Source organism: Candidatus Symbiopectobacterium sp. NZEC135, from assembly GCF_025962695.1.
Map to the genome: position 1 here is coordinate 1 of NZ_JAGFPF010000022.1, position 19,928 is coordinate 19,928.

Annotated in this window: 15 protein-coding genes; 2 read left to right on the forward strand and 13 right to left on the reverse strand. The window is 56.0% G+C overall.

Features of this window, described 5'->3' with window-relative positions:
* Nucleotides 1-212: 212 nt before the first annotated feature.
* The 7 genes from J5224_RS12615 to J5224_RS12645 form a co-directional block, all read right to left on the reverse strand.
* Nucleotides 213-524 carry a hypothetical protein gene (locus J5224_RS12615; protein ID WP_264625708.1) on the reverse strand — a complete coding sequence of 104 codons (312 nt, stop codon included), beginning with the start codon at nt 522-524 and terminating at the stop codon, nt 213-215.
* 143 nt (nt 525-667) lie between these two features.
* Entirely contained in the window at nt 668-2,332 is a 1,665-nt protein-coding gene (locus tag J5224_RS12620) for an ABC transporter ATP-binding protein/permease (RefSeq protein WP_264625709.1), read from the reverse strand.
* Nucleotides 2,329-5,145 carry a M16 family metallopeptidase gene (locus tag J5224_RS12625; protein WP_264625710.1) on the reverse strand — a complete coding sequence of 939 codons (2,817 nt, stop codon included), beginning with the start codon at nt 5,143-5,145 and terminating at the stop codon, nt 2,329-2,331. The genes J5224_RS12620 and J5224_RS12625 overlap by 4 nt, the downstream gene beginning before the upstream one ends.
* Before the next feature lie 11 nt (nt 5,146-5,156).
* Nucleotides 5,157-7,955: a secretin and TonB N-terminal domain-containing protein gene (locus tag J5224_RS12630; RefSeq protein ID WP_264625711.1), complete on the reverse strand. Its 2,799-nt coding sequence runs from the start codon at nt 7,953-7,955 to the stop codon at nt 5,157-5,159.
* A gap of 137 nt (nt 7,956-8,092) precedes the next feature.
* The gene (locus tag J5224_RS12635; RefSeq protein ID WP_264625712.1) at nt 8,093-9,040 is read right to left on the reverse strand and encodes a FecR family protein; all 948 of its coding nucleotides are present in this window, start codon (nt 9,038-9,040) and stop codon (nt 8,093-8,095) included.
* Nucleotides 9,024-9,551 (reverse strand): sigma-70 family RNA polymerase sigma factor, encoded by a 528-nt coding sequence (locus tag J5224_RS12640; protein WP_264625713.1) that lies wholly within the window; start codon nt 9,549-9,551, stop codon nt 9,024-9,026. Before J5224_RS12640 ends, J5224_RS12635 begins: the two co-directional genes overlap by 17 nt.
* Nucleotides 9,552-9,787: 236 nt before the next feature.
* Nucleotides 9,788-10,213, reverse strand: a complete 426-nt coding sequence (locus J5224_RS12645) for a GNAT family acetyltransferase (RefSeq protein WP_264625714.1) — start codon at nt 10,211-10,213, stop codon at nt 9,788-9,790.
* Nucleotides 10,214-10,391: 178 nt separating this feature from the next.
* On the opposite strand from J5224_RS12645, the gene hemF reads away from it, so the two are divergent.
* A complete protein-coding gene (hemF, locus tag J5224_RS12650) occupies nt 10,392-11,315 on the forward strand; it encodes an oxygen-dependent coproporphyrinogen oxidase (protein ID WP_264625715.1) in 924 nt (307 codons plus the stop codon).
* Nucleotides 11,312-11,782 (forward strand): YaiI/YqxD family protein, encoded by a 471-nt coding sequence (locus J5224_RS12655; protein ID WP_264625716.1) that lies wholly within the window; start codon nt 11,312-11,314, stop codon nt 11,780-11,782. The genes hemF and J5224_RS12655 overlap by 4 nt, the downstream gene beginning before the upstream one ends.
* Nucleotides 11,783-11,843: 61 nt before the next feature.
* Here the strand turns inward: J5224_RS12655 and maeB are convergent, their stop codons facing one another.
* The 6 genes from maeB to J5224_RS12685 all read right to left on the reverse strand — a co-directional run bounded on the left by maeB (nt 11,844) and on the right by J5224_RS12685 (nt 19,928).
* Nucleotides 11,844-14,123 carry an NADP-dependent oxaloacetate-decarboxylating malate dehydrogenase gene (gene maeB, locus J5224_RS12660; RefSeq protein ID WP_264625717.1) on the reverse strand — a complete coding sequence of 760 codons (2,280 nt, stop codon included), beginning with the start codon at nt 14,121-14,123 and terminating at the stop codon, nt 11,844-11,846.
* A 321-nt stretch (nt 14,124-14,444) separates the two neighbouring features.
* Nucleotides 14,445-15,407 carry a sugar-binding transcriptional regulator gene (locus J5224_RS12665; protein ID WP_264625718.1) on the reverse strand — a complete coding sequence of 321 codons (963 nt, stop codon included), beginning with the start codon at nt 15,405-15,407 and terminating at the stop codon, nt 14,445-14,447.
* A 222-nt stretch (nt 15,408-15,629) separates the two neighbouring features.
* Nucleotides 15,630-16,487, reverse strand: coding sequence for a phosphogluconate dehydrogenase C-terminal domain-containing protein (locus J5224_RS12670; RefSeq protein WP_264625719.1), 858 nt, complete (start codon nt 16,485-16,487; stop codon nt 15,630-15,632).
* A gap of 48 nt (nt 16,488-16,535) precedes the next feature.
* Nucleotides 16,536-17,351, reverse strand: a complete 816-nt coding sequence (locus J5224_RS12675) for a sugar phosphate isomerase/epimerase family protein (RefSeq protein ID WP_264625720.1) — start codon at nt 17,349-17,351, stop codon at nt 16,536-16,538.
* 25 nt (nt 17,352-17,376) lie between these two features.
* Nucleotides 17,377-18,171, reverse strand: coding sequence for a triose-phosphate isomerase family protein (locus tag J5224_RS12680; protein ID WP_264625721.1), 795 nt, complete (start codon nt 18,169-18,171; stop codon nt 17,377-17,379).
* Entirely contained in the window at nt 18,168-19,928 is a 1,761-nt protein-coding gene (locus tag J5224_RS12685) for a dihydroxyacetone kinase family protein (RefSeq protein WP_264625722.1), read from the reverse strand. The genes J5224_RS12680 and J5224_RS12685 overlap by 4 nt, the downstream gene beginning before the upstream one ends.

Consider the following 19,928-nt stretch of genomic DNA (forward strand, 5'->3'; position numbering starts at 1 on the left):
CTACCAACTGAACGGAGCGAAACCTCATAACATAAATTCCTTTAACAGTGAGCGGCACCTGCGCCACCCCACGATCGCATGCGTGAGGGTTTGAGTCTCTGGCCGGAGAAAAGTGCCGTACAAGAGGGCAAGATTATCGTTGATTCTCACGGTAAGGGGAAGCGAGCGTTGGCGGCACAAACAGGCTCCCCGTCAGTAGGCATTCAGCCCTGTTACAGAGGCAGGACCGACTCAACCTCATGTTGAAAAACATAAGGGTCGGACAACAGGCCAAACTGTTCATCGTCAGGATAGGTGACGGCGACATGGTAATCTTCGCCCGCAAACGCTTTTACCGCCTCAATATCATGCCAATAGGTGGCGAGAAAGAAATGCTCCCAATCACCTTGCGTAACCCTTTTGACCGCGGCCCCCACATTGCCCGGTATGCTTCGGGAATGTTGAATCCCCGTGACCTCAAGGTGAGCAGCAAACCCCGCAGCGTGTGTAACGGGAACGCATCCATGCCATGTTCTTACGATCATTTTTCTACTCCAGCAAACGTGATTCCGATACCCTAACCGAAGCAACGCACCACAGAAAGGAATAATTGCCATCACATCAGCAATCAAAACAGGATGGGATGGGCGAAGGAAGACCACAGTGACCTTCCCTCTGGTTGATGGCGTTATCCCGCGCTCACCGCGCGAAACACGGTGAGGTCATAGTGATGCGGGAACAAATCGTCCAGCTCACCTTGGTGAGTAATGGCGATAACCGTACATGCCGGCAGCGCCTGTTTAAGCTCACTCAGCAACGCACGCGCCGCACCGTGATCGAGGCTGCTGGTGGCCTCATCCAGATAGAGCGTATCCGGTTTAGCGATCAACGCACGTGCGAAAGCCAGCCGCTGTTGTTCACCACCAGAAAAAATGCGATCCCAGTTATGCCGCTCTGCCAAACGATCGCACCACTCTCCGAGGCCAACCCGCTCCAGGGTGTGCTGCATTATGCTGACATCCTTAAGCGGCGGGTGCGGATAACACAGTACCTCCGCCAGCGTCCCCTGCCCCAAATAGCTTTTCTGTGGCAACAGTAGCGAGCGGCCCGCTTGCGCTTGCCACTGCCCGCGATAGTAGGGCCACAACCCGTTCAAGGTGCGCAGCAGCGTCGATTTACCCAATCCACTTGGCCCGGACAGTTTGCTCCAGCTTCCCGGCGCACAGTGCAGCGCCACGTCGTTTAACAGCGGGGTGCCCTGCGGCGTCGCAAACGAGAGGTTCTCGATACTCAGGCACTCGCCCACCTCCGGTGCCGCCTGTTGCGGCTGATGGCGATCGATTTCCTGCTTGAACTGGATCAAACGCTGGATGCTGGCGGAAAGCATGGTTATCTCCACATACATGTGAATAAACCAGCTAAGCGCGCCGTGCACCTGAGAAAATGCGCTGCGGATCTGCATCAGGCCACCGAGCGTCACCGTTTTGGTTAAAAAGGCCGGCAGTGCGGCAAAAATGGGCACAATCAGGCTGACGCGCATATAGCCGGAGGTGAAGAACCCCATATTACGCTTGGTGTCCATCAGTTGACGCCAACTGTGTGCGACCTCGCTAAAATGGCGCGCCAGGTAGGTTTTCTCCTGCGCTTCACCGCCATAAAGTGCGATCTGTTCTGCATTGTCGTGTTTACGCAACAGTGCGGCGCGGAAATTCGCTTCTGAACGCTGTCGGGCATAGCTGATGCCGTGCAGTTTTTTCCCCACCACGTGCGTAATCAAGGTCCCCACCACGGTGTAGATGATCACCACCCACACCAGATAGCCGGAGATCGCCCACTCACGGCCAAACAGGGTAAAGCGTTGCACGCCAGAGAGTTGCCACAGGATTACCATAAACGACGATAGCCGACCCGCATTGATGAGAAAGGCGACCACCATGCTGACCAGCTTGTCAGTGAACAGATTGATATCTTCGGCAATACGCTGGTCCGGGTTATCGATTTTCCCGGTTAACGACATGCGATAGAAGGTGCATTTTGCCAGCCAGCTATCAACAAATTGTGCAGTCAGGGCGCTACGCCAACGGATCACCAGCAAGCTGGTAAACCAGTCCTGATACACAAAAACGCCGATATAGAGCAGGATGTAAATCGTGTACTCTTTCATCAAGCCAAACAGCTTGCTGCTGTCGTAGGTGCCGAGCGTGTCGTAAAACACCCGACTCCATTCGTTGATCTGTACGTTGAGGTAGACGATGCCGAAGCCCATGGAGACAGCAACGGCCAGCAGTGACCAGGCGCGCCAACTGCGCCATCCGCCCCAGAAGGGGCGGCACAGTGCCCATAATGCACTCATAGGGCGCCATCTCCTTGCAACGCGGTATCAGCGACGCTGCCCACGGTTTCCGCCTCTTCACGCGGCAATGACAGTAACAGCACGCGGTTAGCCGGGTTGAGCAGTTTGGCCGCCATCGCGCGTACCCCGTCCAACGTCACCGCCTGAGCAAGGTTCGCCACTTCGCTCAGATATCGCGGATCGCCGTAGTGGCGATCGCTCAGTATCAAGCGCCGCTGCTGGGTGGTGAAATCATTGTTACGCCCCTGCTCCGCTCGGATAAATTGCTGACGCTGCTGTTCAACATCGTCTGCGGTAATCCGTTGTGGCAAGCTCGCCAGCACCTGTTCAGCGCGCTGCCACAGTTCATGGCCCCGCTCAGGAGAAGCGGTAAAGCTTATCTCTGTCTCGATACGCTGTGCCTTGTCTGCCAACTCGCTGTCAAGACGCATACGGTAAATACCCAGCGCCTCATCGCGCAGGCTGTTTTTGAGATATTTGTTTGCCAGATTGCGCGCAATGCTAACCTGCACAGCGGCCTGTGGCGTCCAGGGTTGTTCGGTGTAACTCCAGGCCCGCACTTCTGAACGTGGTTCGATATTCAACGCCACCGTTGCTTCACGAGTGCCAGCCAGTGCCCGATGTGACGCGATGTCTGGCTGGGTAGCACGTGGCAATGACGCCAGATAACGCTCCACCAGCGGCAAGAACGTTTCTGCCGGTTGGTTCGCCATCAGGTAGTAGGTTACCGGTGTGCTTACGGTCTGTTGCCATTGGGTGAGCAACATCGGCGCAGTCACCGCACGCAATTGTTCCTGAGTCGGTTCCTGATACGCAGGTTGCCCAAAGCGCAAGCGCGTCACTTCTCGCTGACGCAGATCGCCTGCCGACCGGCTGCGGTTGGCGCGTTGTCGCATCAGGGATGCCAGGCTGTCTTTCATGACGCTGGCATCAACGCCCGCCTGCGTGTTCATTGCATGATAAAGCTGGAACAGCGACTGCGCCTGTTTCAGCGTGGCCAGACCGGTAATCTGCAACTCATCCGCGCTTTGGCTGACGTTGAACGACACCGCTTGCGTTTGTTTCCAGTCACGCAAATTCTCCGCACGCCAGCCCTGAGGGCCGCTCTGCGCCACAATCTGGCTGGCAATTTGTGCCTGCCACGGGTTGAGCGTTTTCGCCATAAACCCGGTATTGCTGTAGGCCGACAGGTAAAACTTGTCGTGGGCCAGCGGGGTACGCAAGTACACCACGCGATCGCCGTTAGCAAGCTGCCATTGCTCCACCTGCTGCTGCGGGAAGTGCTGCACCGCCGTGCGTTTACCCGCCGTGGTGACCACTGGCAGTTCCGGCACCACTTTCGCTGAAGGCAGCGGTGCGGGCGCAAGATTAACGGCACCGGCTTTTTGTAGCTCAGCGGCTATCGCCGTTACCGTCGGTAGGGTAAACGGCGCATCGCCTGGCACGCTGAATTGCACCAACGTATCCGACGCGGTCAGCCAACGTTGCAAATGACGACTCACGTCTTGCGGCGTGATAGTCGGCAGCAGCGTCAGAGCATCACGACCAATCTGTTGCGCGCTGACATAGGGTTTGCCTTGCAGCCAACCCACCGAGAGTTGCTGCACCCAATCGGAAAACTCGCGTGATTCCGCACTGGCAACCATCCGATTGGCGGCCTGTCGGATATCGTTTTTCAGCTCGACAATGTCGCGTTCGCTCAGCGGATAACGCTTAACGCGCTCGATCTCTTGCAGCAGCACTGGCAACGCCGCCTGATGCTCGCCCGGGATCACGTCGGCAAAAAAACCCACCGCAACCGTGGTTTTACCAATGTCCGACTTACGCACCACCAGACTGTTCACGCTGTCCGGCAGATGTTCGCTTTGGCGGCGCAGTTGACGCTGCAACGCGTTGGTGGCGAGCTGATCCAGCAAGCGGTGACGCATCCCCTCCAGACCGAGATTTTTACTCTGCGGATCGTTGAGACGAAACACAAAGGCAATCTGGCTGGCACCGCTTTCGCTGTCCTGCAAGCGCACCACGTTCAGCTGTTTTTTCAGGTGCGGTTCGTAGTAGTTACGGGCAGGAAGCCTCGCGTTAGGCAACGCGCCAAACTGGCGGGCGATCTCCGCGGCCACCTCTTGCGGAACGATATCGCCAATCACCATCAGGCGCATGTTGGACGGGTGATACCAGCGCTGATAAAAGTCCTGTAGCTGGGTGGCAGGCATGCGAGTAATGCTGGATTCCGTACCGATCACCGGGCGATCGGGATAGCGTGACCCTTGGCGTATCGCTTGCACCCGCTGCTGATTCATGCGCTCGGCAACACCCAGCTTGCCACGCCACTCCTCCAGAATAATTTTGCGCTCATCGTCCAGATCGCTTTGCCGCAGGCTGGCATGGCCGACCATTTGGCTCAGCGCCGCCAGCGCCAGCGGCAGATCGCGCTTACCCGCAGGCGGACTCATCATGTATTGGGTGCGCTCATAGTTGGTCATGGCGTTGTAATGCTGCGCACGAATCCAGCCCTTTTGATGCAGCATGTTCGCCACGCCGCTCGGGTACGCTTCACTGGCACGGAACACCATGTGCTCAACCATATGCGCTACGCCGGATTGCGTATCGGTTTCATCCACGGAACCGGCCTCCACGGCCAGTCGAATGTCTACACGCTGTTTCTGACCTTCCAGCGGCACCAACGTGTAGTGCAGGCCGTTAGGCAACGTGCCGGTGGTAATGTGCGGCAGCGGACTTTTTATCTCCGCAGCAGATAGGGCGGCGCTTAAAAAAAATGCGCCCGCCAGCCAATAGCTCACTGTGTTTTTCATTGTTTTTCTTCTTACCAGGAATAGGTCACATCGACCCAAAACTGACGGCCCAAGCCGTAGTTGGAACCGGTTCTGTTAGCGCGGTTAAGTACGTTAAGCACGTCTACGCCGACTTTGACGTTCTGTTTACCGACCGGCTGGGTGTAGGTGACACGCCAGTCCAAGTTCACGTTGGAACCCGCCTGTTTTTCTGAATAGATATCGACAGGGCCTTCATAGCCTTCACAGGCCGGTTGACCAGCGCAGATCAGGCTGCCGTCGGAGGTAACCTCTTTATAGCCTCCTACGTAGTTAAGACGCTGCGTCCAGTCCAGACGCCATGCGGGAATTTCGGTGTTCAGTTCAACAAATGTAACCCAAGGGCGGTTAAAGTCATCAGCAGGACGATCGATAGCACGCATGAATTTACCTTTGTAAATTATGTGTTTATCAACATCCACTTCGTCATCGTAAGCCGTGTTGGACGAGTTGGTTTTTTGGATACTCCCCCCCACGCTCCAGTTGAACAACATGGAATTCCACTCAAAGGGCGCAATGGGTTTAACCACCAGGCTGTAGGTATCAGAATCCATTTTGCCGTTGTTGGTTAGCGAGTAGGTTTTGCTGCCGGGTGTTTTTTCTGAAGCAAACTGATCCTTACCTTCACGCCCCACCCACTTCAGCGTCCATACCGTGTCATAGATACGCTGCTGTATACCGAACGTCAGTTCATCGCTGTACGGAGTGCGTAATGAGGTGTAGTTATAGTTCACTTCATTAAGTGCCTTATCGTACACCCACTCACCGGGCACATTACCCGCAGTGGCGACTCCCGTGGAGCTACACGAGCCGTTGGCATTGACGTGCTCGGCTCGGCACTCGGTGTAACCGAGCCTACGGGCAGAGCGCAGCTTATAAGCCAATACGTTACCGGCATAGTAGCGGTTAGCCCCACCGAACAGCTCCGTAGAACGATCGCCCCACAGGTCATAGCTGGCGCTTAAGCGAGGCGAAATATTGGTGTTTTTCATGTAGTCGTCATAATCGACTCTGACACCCGGTACGGCGGTAAGACGCTGGAAACGCAAGGTATCTTGCAGATAGGCTTCGTAGGTATTGGTCGAGACATCCACGTTCGAGACATCATACACATTGCGTTTGTAATGATATTGTTCACCGCTGATACAGGCGGTGTCTCCCGCACAATTGACCAGCGTGGTGCGCTTCGAACTGAGATAGCCGTAGCTGGCGCTATCACGTTGGTATTTTGCTGACGCGATCTCTGCGCCGTATCCCACGTCAACGCGGTGCTGTATTCCCAGCGTTGAGAAGGCTTTCAATTCCCACTCCTGTTTCAGCGTCAGACCTTGTTGTGCGGTTTTAATGGTGCCATAGCCCCCTTCCTGAGCCGCTGTACCTGTAAAGCCAGACACCCAGTCAATGCTGGGCGTTTTGTACCAGTAATAGAAATTCTGCTCTTTGTTGGTAATGGTATTTTCGTTCTGTTTCCAGGCTAACTTGGTGGAAACCTTCCCGAGCGCATTGCGGTTATCCCAGACCAGATTGGTCGTGTAGCCACCTCCCTCGTTGGTAAAGTTGCCATTTTTGATATCAGAGCGGACAAAGCTGGAGGAATGGGGAGAATACTGCACGGTCATGGTCAGTTGGTTACGTTCATTCACATCCCACGCCCCGCGCAGCATATAGTTTTCTGAAGAACGCTGCTGATCTTCCCATTTACCCATGTATCTGTGATAGAAGGGAATATCCGATTCTTTGCGCACGTAAGCAAACATCAATGCGGCATTGTCAGCCAACGGTTGGCTGACCATCAGATTATAAAAATTTTTGGCAAATTTGGGCTGTTTATTCAATGTCGTTGGCGAATCAAACGACTTCTGGAGCGCCTCCGACATGTGGTATTTGGTCCAGGCAGAGCGAGTAGCACGGTAGCCAATGGAGCCTGACGCTTCGGTAAATGAGGGGCGTTTTAGCTTCGCATCAACCACACCACCGGTAAATTGACCATATTTCGCGGAGACATTGCTATCATAGACAGACAACGACTCAATCAGGCTGGTATCCACCCAAAAGGCTTCAGGATGCCCGGAAGGGAAATCCGCCGCACTGTTGCCGTTGGCGGTAGCATCAACCTTGCCGACGTTCACACCGGGGTTCAGGCGATCGTTGTTAGAGAAGCCATCAATCATAAAATTGTTGTTATAGAACTTCTCGCCGTGGAAGGACACCACATCCGGTGCCAGTTCCCCTGGGGTCTGACTGTTACGCGATGACTCGGAAAACTGCACGTTAGGGTTAGTGCGCAGCAGCTCGGTAATATTACCGTTCACCACCGGCTTTTTTGCGATATCTTCCGCCGTCAGTTGTTGGCTACCGATATCCATCGGCCCTGGCGTTACCTGCGCCTGAACCGTAATCACATCCCCGCGATGCGGCTCTGCGGCGGCAGAGGTCGCGGCGTCATCCTGCGCAGGCGCTGCATTCACTTGCGCCAACGGACGAATAATAAAGCCCTTGCCATCGTCGGTCGGTTCCGCGTACAGGTTGGTGCCGCGTAGCAGCGCTTCCAGCGCCTGTTCCACACTGTAGCTGCCGCTCAGTGCCGGTGCCTGTTTGCCCGCCACCAGTTGACTGTCTGCACCAAAGTTAACGCCGGTTTGCCGTGCTAACTGCATCAGCGATTTTTCCAAGGACTGCGCGGGCAACTGAACCGTGCTGACCGGAGCCGCATGCGCCATCCCGGCGCTTAATGCCACAGTCAAAACAACCTGCGGCCAACACTTCCCCTGCTGCGTGATAAAAATGGACATGAATACGAGTTCCCTGCCTGCTGCTATTTTTGATTTCTACTGACGATGACGTCAGGCAGCAAAAATCGGGCAGGGTAAAACGAAAATAATTTTAATAATCATTCTCATTATTTAATAAGAAATTGATTTTATGAGAGTTATTTTTTACTGCCGATCAACACCACGGTATCGACAGGTTGCCGATAGGAGAGTGGAAGAGACTGACTGAGTAACGAGAGGGCGCGGCCGGTATCATCCAGCGGCAGGACGCCGGTAAAACGCAGTTTATCCAGCATGCGCCGATCGCGCGGGTCCTGATAGATTACGCCACGGTGATAACGACGCAGTTCATCAAGCACCTCGTTCAAGGGCGCATTTTCAAACACCAACTGGTTGTGCAGCCAGCCCGCTTCTGCTACGCCGTCTTGCACGTCATCCAGCAACGCATACTGTGTGAGGCTGACCTGCTGACCGGCCTTCAGATCAACGCTGACCGCAGGATCGCCCTGCGCAGTGACGCGAACGCGAGACTCTTCCACATGCACTCGGGTTTCGTCTCCGATTTCGCGCACGCTATAGCGCGTACCCAGCGCTTGGGCAGACGCCTGTAGACTGCGAATCACAAACGGACGCCCGGCCGGATCTTTTGCTACCTGTGCGTAGGCTTCCCCTTGCACCAGTTCCACCGTGCGTTGCCGGGTATCAAAGTGCAGATTAACCGCAGAGTCGGTGTTTAACGTCAGTACGCTGCCATCATCCAGCGTCAGGCGACGGATCTCACCGACTGCCGTGTGCTGATCCGCCAACCAGTAGCGATAAGGCAGTTGACTGGCAAGCACGCCCACAAGCCCCAGCGCCAAGGCCAAAGAGAAGAAACGTTGTGGACGCGTCTTACGCTGCGTGGCGGCAGGTGTCAGCGACGCACTGGACCAGAGTTGCTGCATCTGGCGATAAACTCGCTCGTGGCGTGCATCCTGCTCGCACCAGCGCTGCCATTCAGCAGCACGGGTGGCATCCGCCGTCGGGTCTTCCTCGGGTTCGGAAAAGCGGATGAGCCACTCAGCGGCCTGCTGCTGGATACGCGCTAACTCAGCTTTCTGGCTCATCGCTGTCCAGACTGAAGATGCGGGTGTGGAAATGGATCATGGCTTTTGCCAGATACTGTTTAACGCTGCTTTCACTCACGCCCAACGTAACGGCGATATCGCGATAGGAATAGCCTTCAACGCGCGCCATAACAAACGCGCGCTGCACTTTTTCATCCAACTCTTCATTGAGGATATGCAGCGCTGTAGCCACTAACTGACTGATTGCCACACGCTGCTCGGCAGACTGCTCTTCTGCCCCCTCCGCCAATTGCGCCAGCGCCGCCAACGCATCCTCTTCCAGTTTGCGCTTACGGAACTGGTCGATCATCACGTGGTTGGCGGTGACCATCAGGTAAGCGCGCGGATTACGGATCGCTTCAGGCTCCGCCAGCGTCAGCAGTTTGAGGAAAGTATCGTGGGTGAGATCTTCCGCCAGATGGCGGCAACCGGTTTTTTTACTGAGCCATCCGCGCAGCCATCCCTGATGGGAGTGGTAAAATACGCTCCAGAATGTCGTTAGCTGCGTCATAGTCGGTGACAATAGAAATACCGCAAAGATTAATTGATACTCATTATCATCTAAGCGAATCGAGCGACGCAACAGTTTTTAAACAACAAGCCAAAAAACCAACAATATACCCTAAATAATTCGAGTTGCAGGAAGGCGGCGACGCAGCGAATCCCCAGGAGCATACTCAAGTATGTGACTGGGGTGAGCGAGGAAAGCCAACGCACCTGCAACTTGAAGTATGACGGGTATAGCAATTAGTATTCTTGATCTTCGATGAGACGTTTCCCCAGCGTGACGGAATCTACGATATCGTAGTTCAGCTTCTCATACATGCCGATCACCGTATCATTGTCCTGCCGCACCATCAGGTGGATTTTGGGGCAACCGCGTGCGATCAGTTTTTTTTCCAGCCTGCTGATCAATGCGTTAGCGATGCCACGCCCGCGAAAATCGGGATGCACACCCAGATAATAGGCCGATCCGCGATGACCGTCATACCCGCCCATCACTGACCCCACAATTTCACCGCCCACTTCGGCCACCAAAAACAGGGAGGCGTCGTGATTCAGTTTGCGCTCAATATCCATTTCTGGATCGTTCCAGGGGCGCAGCAGATCGCAACGTTCCCATAGGGTAATCACTTCTTCAAAGTCATCTTGTCTGAATACGCGGATTTCCATGGGATCCCCCCGTTGATCGCTAAGGAAAATCTGATTATCGCGTGATCTCGCGCAGACGCAATATCAATTTGCTGCCATCCCCCCTCTCAGCCCTTCGGCAGCAGGAAAGCCAACACCTCACGGTTGTGACAGGCTATACTGGTAGCCCCTTTGTTATAATGGATTTGCGAACACCGTCATGAGCCAGCCTGATATTTCCGCCGTAAAATCCTTTTTACTTACGCTGCAAGACACGCTGTGTCAGCACCTTGCCGCCGCAGATGGCAAGCACGGCTTTAATGAGGAGCGCTGGCAACACGCCGCTGGCGGCGGCGGACGCAGCCGGGTGCTGACCCAGGGCGCGGTGTTCGAACAAGCAGGCGTCAACTTCTCTCACGTGATGGGCGCAACACTCCCCCCTTCGGCCAGCGCGCACCGGCCCGAGCTTGCCGGACGCCGCTTTCAGGCCATGGGTGTTTCGCTGGTTATCCATCCGTTAAATCCGTATGTGCCCACCAGCCACGCCAATGTGCGCTTCTTCGTGGCGGAAAAAGAGGGTGAAGCGCCGGTATGGTGGTTTGGCGGTGGGTTCGATCTCACCCCGTTCTACGGCTTTACCGAAGACGTCGTACACTGGCACCAAACCGCGCACGATCTCTGCCAACCGTTTGGTGACGACGTGTATCCGCGTTACAAAAAGTGGTGCGATGATTACTTTTTCCTCAAACACCGTAACGAGGCGCGTGGCGTCGGCGGACTGTTTTTCGATGACTTGAATACGCCGGATTTCACCACCAGCTTTGCATTTATGCGCGCTGTCGGAAACGGTTTTCTCGACGCTTACCTGCCGATCGTCGCGCGCCGTGCCGCATTGCCCTGGGGAGAGCGTGAACGCCAGTTTCAACTCTATCGCCGTGGGCGCTACGTTGAGTTTAATCTGGTGTGGGATCGCGGCACACTGTTTGGCCTACAAAGCGGCGGGCGCACCGAATCCATCCTGATGTCGATGCCACCGCTGGCGCGTTGGGAATACCAATACCAACCGGAGCCGGACAGCCCGGAAGCCGCACTTTATCGTGATTTTTTACCGGTAAAAGCGTGGTTAGCCAAGGATCCTACATGAACGAAAATACCCACGCAGAACCGCAAATTTGGGTAGATGCTGATGCCTGCCCTAATGTGATTAAAGAGGTGCTGTATCGCGCGGCCGATCGTACCCAAACCCGTGTCGTTCTGGTCGCCAATCAGTCGCTGCGCACGCCGCCGTCACGTTACATCTCATCAGTGCGCGTTGCCGCCGGGTTTGACGTGGCGGATAACGAAATCGTGAAACGCGTCAACGCTGGGGATTTGGTGATCACCGCCGATATTCCACTGGCAGCAGAAGTGCTGGAAAAAAAGGCCGTGGCGCTCAACCCGCGCGGAGAAACCTACACGCCCGCCACTATCCGAGAACGGCTGACCATGCGCGATTTTATGGATACGCTGCGCGCCAGCGGTGTTCAAACCGGTGGACCGGATGCCCTCAACCAGAAAGATCGCCAGCGTTTTGCCAACGAGTTGGATAAGTGGCTGCGCCAACGGCGTTAATACACGGATAAAAAAACAGCCCGGCATGCCGGGCTGTTTGCTGTAGGCCACGTTGATGTTATTACAGCGGCTGGGTCTGCGCTTCCACCACGGCCAGCGCTACCATGTTGACGATACGCCGTACCGAGGCGATCGGCGTCAGGATGTGCACCGGTTTGGCAACGCCCATTAGCACCGGTCCAACCGTCACCCCTTCAGACGAGGAAACGCGCAGCAGGTTATAGCTGATACGCGCCGCTTCCATGTTCGGCATAATAAGGATATTGGCAGAGCCTTTTAACGGACTGTCCGGCATTTGCTCGCGGCGGATCGCTTCCACCAGCGCGGCATCGCCGTGCATCTCACCGTCCACTTCCAGCTCCGGTGCCAACCTGTTGATCAACGCCAGCGCCTCACGCATTTTGCGTGCAGTCGGTGAGTTTGAGGTGCCAAAGTTGGAGTGTGACAACAGCGCGACTTTTGGCTCAATACCGAAACGACGCACGGTGTGCGCGGCCATCAGGGTGATTTCTGCCAGTTGCTCAGGCGTTGGGTCAGGGTTGACGTAAGTATCAGCAATAAAGGTGTTACCGCTCGGCAGCAACAGGGCATTCATGGCCCCCGCCACGTGTGCGCCGTCACGATAACCCAGCACCTTCTCGACCACCTCGAAATGTTCTTCATAGGTGCCGATGGTGCCGCAGATCATCGCATCCGCTTCACCGCGTTCCACCATGATGGCGGCAATCACCGTCGGGTTGCGGATCACTTCGCGCTGCGCGGTTTCCTGCGAGACGCCACGGCGTTTCATCAACGCATAATATTCCGACCAGTATTCCTTGAAGCGCGGATCGGATTCGTTGTTCACCACCTCAAAATCTTTACCGATGGTGATTTGCAGGCCGAGTTTTTGCAGGCGTTTCTCGATAACGCCGGGACGTCCGATCAGAATAGGGAAAGCCAGCCCCAGCGTCACCAGCTCTTGCGTGGCGTGCAGCACGCGCGGATCTTCCCCTTCAGCAAACACCACGCGTTTCGGCTGCTGGCGTGCCTGAGAGAATATCGGCTTCATAAACAGGTTGGTTTTATAAACAAACTGCGTCAGTTTTTCGATATAGGCATCAAAGTCAGCGATAGGGCGCGTCGCTACGCCTGAATCCATCGCCGCTTTTGCCACCGCAGGCGCAATCTTGATGATCAAACGCGGGTCGAAAGGTTTCGGGATCAGGTATTCAGGTCCGAACGACAACTCCTGATCGCCATACGCCGAGGCCACCACTTCACTCTGCTCCGCCAATGCCAAATCAGCAATGGCTTTTACGCACGCCAGCTTCATCTCTTCGTTGATGGTGGTTGCGCCCACATCCAGTGCGCCACGGAAAATAAACGGGAAGCACAGTACGTTATTCACCTGGTTCGGGTAGTCAGAACGTCCGGTACAGATAATGGCGTCCGGGCGCACCGCTTTGGCTAACGGCGGCAGAATCTCCGGTTCCGGGTTCGCCAGCGCCATGATCAGCGGACGCGGTGCCATGGTTTTTACCATGTCCGGCGTCAATACGCCGGGGCCGGAACAGCCCAGGAAGATATCGGCATTGGGGATCACGTCACCCAGTTTGCGCGCACCGGTGTCTTCCACCGCGTAAATCGCCTTGTTCTCTTCCATGTTGGCGTCACGACCTTTGTAGATCACGCCGCGTGAGTCACACACCACGATGTTGTGTTTCTTCAGCCCCAGCGCCACCAACAAATTCAGGCAGGCAATGGAGGCAGCCCCCGCGCCGGAAACCACCAGACGCACGTCAGAGATGTTTTTCTCCACCACGCGCAGGCCGTTCAACACCGCCGCTGTACAGATGATCGCCGTGCCGTGCTGATCGTCATGGAACACCGGAATCTTCATGCGTTCACGCAGTTTCTTCTCGATGTAGAAGCACTCCGGCGCTTTGATATCTTCCAGGTTGATGCCACCAAACGTCGGCTCCAGCGCGGCAATCACGTCGATCAGTTTATCCGGGTCCAGTTCGTCCACTTCGATATCGAACACATCGACGCCGGAGAATTTTTTAAAGAGAACGCCCTTACCTTCCATCACCGGTTTGCCGGCCAATGCGCCAATGTTACCGAGGCCAAGCACCGCCGTTCCGTTGGAGATCACCGCGACCAGGTTGCCGCGTGCGGTGTATTTGTAGGCAGCCAGCGGATCTTCGGCGATTTCAAGACAAGGTGCAGCAACGCCCGGAGAGTAGGCCAACGCCAAATCGCGTTGGGTCGCTAGCGGTTTAGTGGGGGACACCTGAATCTTCCCCGGCACCGGATACTGGTGAAAATCCAATGCGCTCTGTTTGAGTTGTTCATCCATTGTTGCATCCCTTATAGGCTTTTGTTGTCGTGACGTAGGGCGGCGAGTCTATCCCAGGCAGACAAGGAGAGGTGAACGCCGTAAGAAGTTCAATCATTTCTCTTGGTATAAGATTCGAGCATGGCAAAAACTACAAGTGAATGCAGGTTAATATAGTTAATTTATCTGCTTGTTTTTTGCGCATACTGTCACGTTATCGCGAACTGGATAACGTATTGCTAACCTACGGGCAAAAAGCAGACGTAAAAATCAACCAAAAGCGGTGATAAATCATTCGGATACCGGACAGCGCAGCGCTGCTGCCCGGCAGAAGAAAGTACCCTATTGGGTCATATTGAGGATGGTGCGGATGTTCGAGGCGCTGGTAGCGATAATATCGATAGCACCGGTGCGTAACGCGCCCAATATTGCCAACGCTTTGGTGTTTTCCGAAGCAATGGCAATCACGCAGGGAATATTGCGCAGCTCCTCAATGCTGACGCCAATCACCCTGTCATGCATCACAGTATCAATGTGCTGCCCCTGCGCGTTAAAAAAGTCATAGCCAGCAATATCGCCAATCACGCCCTGGTTAAGGCTGGCATCAACAATTTCCTGCGGCGAGAACCAGCCCAGTTTTACCATGTAGCTGTTTTCATTCATGTCGCCAATGCCCACCAGCGCGATATCCGCCTTACGGGCGCGATCCAGCGTCTCCTTGATGGTGCCGTTCTGCATAAAGGCTTGCTTGAGGGCGCGGTTTTCCACGTAAGCCGGCGCGTAAAGCGTTTCACTGCTACCGCCAAATTTCTTCGCCAGACGGCGACTGATATGATCGGCGTTGATCGCATCGCCGGGGCGGTGCGTGCCACCGATCCCGCAGATAAATTTGCAGTGGCGCTCAGTCACGTTTCCCACGTGGTCCGCTACGCCAGACACATTACGCCCCTGTCCGACCGCAACCACCGTACCATCCTTCAGCGTCACCGCCAGATGGTTGGAAACCAATGCCGCCACCTGACGTCGCTGTTCTTCTTCATCAGGGTGATCGAGCGCGATCAGCGCACGTTTGATAGGAAAACGCTCCAGAAGTTGCTGCTCCAAGCGGGTACTGAACACCGGATGGTAGCGAACGTTGATCTCGACAATGCCCTCTTCTTTAGCACGCTTGAGCAAACGCCCTACTTTGATGCGCGAAATGCCGAATTTCTTCGCGATCTCCTCCTGGGTAATCTCGTCCTGGTAATAGGCCACGGCGATTTCCGTCAGTAGTTCGTTATCCTGAGATCCTGATTGTTTTTCCATTCGGTAATATTGTCCTTACGCAAAGGGTAAGCGTGCCTGGGCAGACGCGGCCCTGTCGGCAACCGCCGATCATCATTAACAATTGTTGCACGCCGCAAGTCAGGGCTCAACTCCGGCAACCAATCTCCTGATAATAGTCACGTCATTGCCTAAAAACAGTGATGCCGCAAACCCGCATAAGCGGGCTTGCGGCGGTTCCACATCATTGATGCGCTTCAGGCATTAGCGCTCAATGGCATCAATCTTCAGCATTCTGGCGATCACCAGATCCAGCTCTTTTTGATCGAAGATCTTTTTCCAGTCCGGTTTGATAATGTTTTCTTTGCCGTACTCGATGGCGATCATGCAAGCATCGGAGAACGGGTTGGTGCTGCGGAACGCCACTGCCAGCGCGATTTGAATGTGACCATAGAGCATCGCTTCCGCCGCGGCTTTCGGCACGCCGATGGTATTAACGGTTTCATCCAGCGCTTCTTTCATCAGCGTGCCTACCATACAGGCCACGGTTTCAACCAGCGTCGGTTCCAGATAAGCCAACTGTTTTACTGTCACCCAGTGCACGTCGATCACCGGGCCATACATGACTTTCACCACCTCGGCCAGCACGGCCTTCTGCTGGTCGCTGCCTGCTTCATAGGAAGCGGCCACGTGCTGAGGCGCGGCCACGCCGCCAAACGCGTCGGCATGTTCTTCTGGTGTGAAACGATCGAGGAATACCGAAGGGTGGCAAGGGTGTGCGACCGCGTAATCGATATCATCACGTTTGGCGATCAAATTGGCGTAGGCCGCAGCCGGGTCGAGCGTTAACAGAATCGCACCGCGTTTCATTTGCGGCACCACCTGCGCGGAAACCACTTTCAGCGCAATATCAGGGACGGCAAGGATCACCACGTCACTGTCAGGAATAACCTGCTCAGCCACTGCCAACTCGCGCCCTGCGGCAATGACCTGCTCCTGCGCGCGTGGCGAATTCTCACAGTAAAACACCTGATAGGCACTTTTCTGGAAATTGGCAGAGATACGCATGCCCATTTTGCCACCAGCGCCCAGTACCGTAATCGTTTTTAATTCTGTTGTCATGATCGTTACTCCTCGGATTTGGAATGCATTTTCGTTCAATAAAAAAGGTTATCGCTGCCCTGCCTGCGGATTATGGGCAAAAAGAAAGTTCAGGCTTTGTGTGGTCCAGGCGGCTTCCTGGCGGCAGGTCTCTTCCGGTGAGGATTGCCATGGAAGCCAGTGCTCAACCACCTGATTGATGTGTCGCTCATTGGGACGAACCGCGTTTTGCAGGTGGTCGTAGTCGAGCAACCCGGTGCCGAGCGGGCTACCGGAATAGGTAAACCCTACCCAACCGTTCTGGCGCGCAAAGGCAAAATCTTTGATGTGCAGGTTCACCACGCGTCGCGCCGTCATGTCGATAACGTCACACGGATGCTCCAACGCCGCCACGCAGTTTCCCGGATCGAGACAAATGCCCAATGCTGGGCTGTCGATCGCATCAACGACGTCAAGTAGAGTGCGGGTTTTTACCTGCTCGTAAGTTTCCAGCCCGAACTGCACGCCCTGCTGCTCTGCCTGCGGCACAATGATCCGCAGCAGTTCGCGCGCTTCATCCGGTGTGGGCTGGTGCGTCACGCTGTTAAACATGGTGCGAATAAAGCGGACATCCAGTGCCTGAGCCAGCGTCAGGTAACGCGTTAAATGCGCGGTCTCCAGCCCACGCGTACCAAGTTCCAGTTGAAGGGATAAATCCTCGGCGCGCTGACGCAGCTTTTCCAGTTCAGCGAATGACAGCGCTTCCACCGGTGGGTAATCACAAATCTGAAACACCGTTGCGCCCGATTCTGCCGTGTGATCCAACATCGCCTCCAGCCCCATCGGGTCTGGAACGCGGGAGGACATGCGCCAGAAAAAAGCGTAAGTGCTTAAACCAATAGCCACGGTAATCTCTCCTTTCTGCGTATTTTTATTGCTGTGGGCACAGCGCCAGCGCTTCATCCATAATGGCGTTGAACGCCGCCGGATCGTGAGCGAAGCGCCCTAAAAACAACCCATCAACCGCAGGCCCAAGCTGACTCAGTAACCCAGGTCCGGCGCTGCCCCCGTAAATCACTCTGCCGTCGCGCACGCCCGTCGCCGTAGAAAGCTGCTGTTTCAGCGCCTCGCAGACAAGGCTGATGTCTCCCGTTGGTGCGGGTTCTGCACTGCCGATCGCCCATTGAGGCTCATAAGCTACAACGACCTGCCCCGTTAACTGCTGTTGCTGTGCACAGTTAAGCGCGCTGGTTAACTGAGCCTGGCAGATGGCTATCGCCTGCTGCACGCTGCCGCGCTGCTCTTCGCCAACGCAGAGCACAGGGGTCAGCCCGTTGCGCCAGGCCGCCGCGGTTTTAAGGGCAATATGCTCATCGGTTTCACCAAAATAGCGACGCCGTTCCGCATGCCCGACTTCTACATAGCGGCACCCCATTTCATGCAACAGTGTGCCGCTGACTTCCCCGGTGAAGGCGCCGTTATCCGCCCAGTGCAGGTCTTGCGCCCCGACATCGACGACAGAATCAGCGAAAAGAGAGACAGCGGGGGCCAACGCAGGAAAGGTTGGCAACACAAACAACCTGACCTGCGCCACCGACGCCAGCGGATGGCGCTGCACAATGGCGTGGATGCGTTGGCACCAGTCCACGGTTTGCTGGTAGCCAAAATACATTTTCAGGCTGACACCCAGCGTGATAACGCGTTCGTGACTCCCCGGTTGGCTCATTGTGCTTGTGTCTCCTGTACCGCAGGGCGCTCGGTCTGGCCCTGATTCAACACGGCCGCTACCACATTCAGGATCATTGCCAGCGAAATCGCGCCCGCATCCGGTGTGCCCAGACTTTTTTCTGCCAAAGGACGCGCACGACCAATTTTGGGACGCAGTTGCGCCGTGGCATCCGCCGCCTGTTGTGCCACCTGCGCGGCGTTCAACCAGGCCTGCGGCAACGCCTCTCCCGCGTTGACACGCTGCGTCAACGCTTCACTGAACGGCAACAGGGCATCGACCAGCGTTTTGTCGCCCGCTTTCGCCTTACCGAAATGCATAATGCCTTCTGCTGCCTGACGAATGCCGAGGGCAACGCGCGCGCCATCCGGTTTTGCGCTGTCGCCCAGCGCCGTACCCAGTGCGTTGAGCGCTACGCCCCAAATGGCGCCGGACGTGCCCCCGGCCCGATCGGCCCAGGCATCCGCCGCACGCTGCAATAAGGTGCCAGCGCCCGCCTGTCTTCCCAGCATGCTGGCGGCCGTTTCCGCCGCGGCTACCACGCCGCGCTCCATGCCAATACCGTGATCGCCATCGCCTGCCACGGCATCAATGCGGCCCAGTTCATCGACATTCGCCACAATGACATCACGCGCCGCCGCCAAGGCAGCGGCAACACACTGCGCCGCCTCGCGCGATGCCGGGGTTGCTTCAGGAATACTGTCCTGCTCGACGTTGAATTCGCACTCCTCGCGCGGTTCAGCGACCGTCATGCTGCCTTTGCGGAACGCGGGCGTATTGGCAGGCGCACGCCAGAAGCGCTCCAGTTCCTCATCCAGCCAGAACAGGGTGAGTGAAAGCCCAGCCATATCAAAACTGGTCACCAGCTCACCCACCTCTGGCTCAACGATGGTGAGCCCTTGTGCCGTCAGCAGTTGAGCAACGCGGCGATACACCACAAACAGCTCTTCATACTTCACGCCACCCAGCCCATTAAGCACCACGCTGAGGCGCTGCCCTGACAGTGTGGTCACCGCCTGCGGCACCTCTTTTAACAACGCGTTGACCAACAGTTCAGCCAGTTCATCCGCACTGGAAATCGGCGCATCGTTAATACCGGGCTCACCGTGGATGCCCATCCCGACACCCATCATGCCCTCGGGCACAGTAAACAGTGGGTGATCGGCTCCGGGTAAGGTGCAACCCGAAAAAGCGACGCCGAAAGAGCGCGTGCGCTGGTTGGCTCGCTCAGCCACCGCCAGCACCGCCGCCAGACCGTATCCTGCCTCAGCGGCGGCGGCTGCCGCCTTGAACACCGCCAAATCGCCCGCTACGCCACGACGTTTTTGCCACTCCTCGGGCGGCGCGCTGGAGATATCATCGGTCACTGCCAGCAATTCACACGGGATCCCTTCGGCATTCAGCCGCGCTTTCGCCTGACCAAAATGGAGCACATCCCCCGCGTAGTTGCCGAATGTCAGCAGAACACCGCCACCGTTGTGCGCCGCACGTGCTACGGAACAGATTTGCTGCGCAGACGGCGAAGCAAACAGGTTGCCCATCGCGGCACCGTGTGCCAAACCTTGCCCAACCAACCCGGCAAACGCCGGGTAGTGTCCAGAACCACCGCCAACCACAATGGCAACACTACCTTCAGGACTGCGGGTGCTTCTGACCACGCCCCCCGGCACCTGACGCACCTTGTCGCTGTGCGCTGCAACAAAACCTTCCGTTAATTCACGTGCAAAATCAGACGGCTGGTTAAACAAATAGGTCAT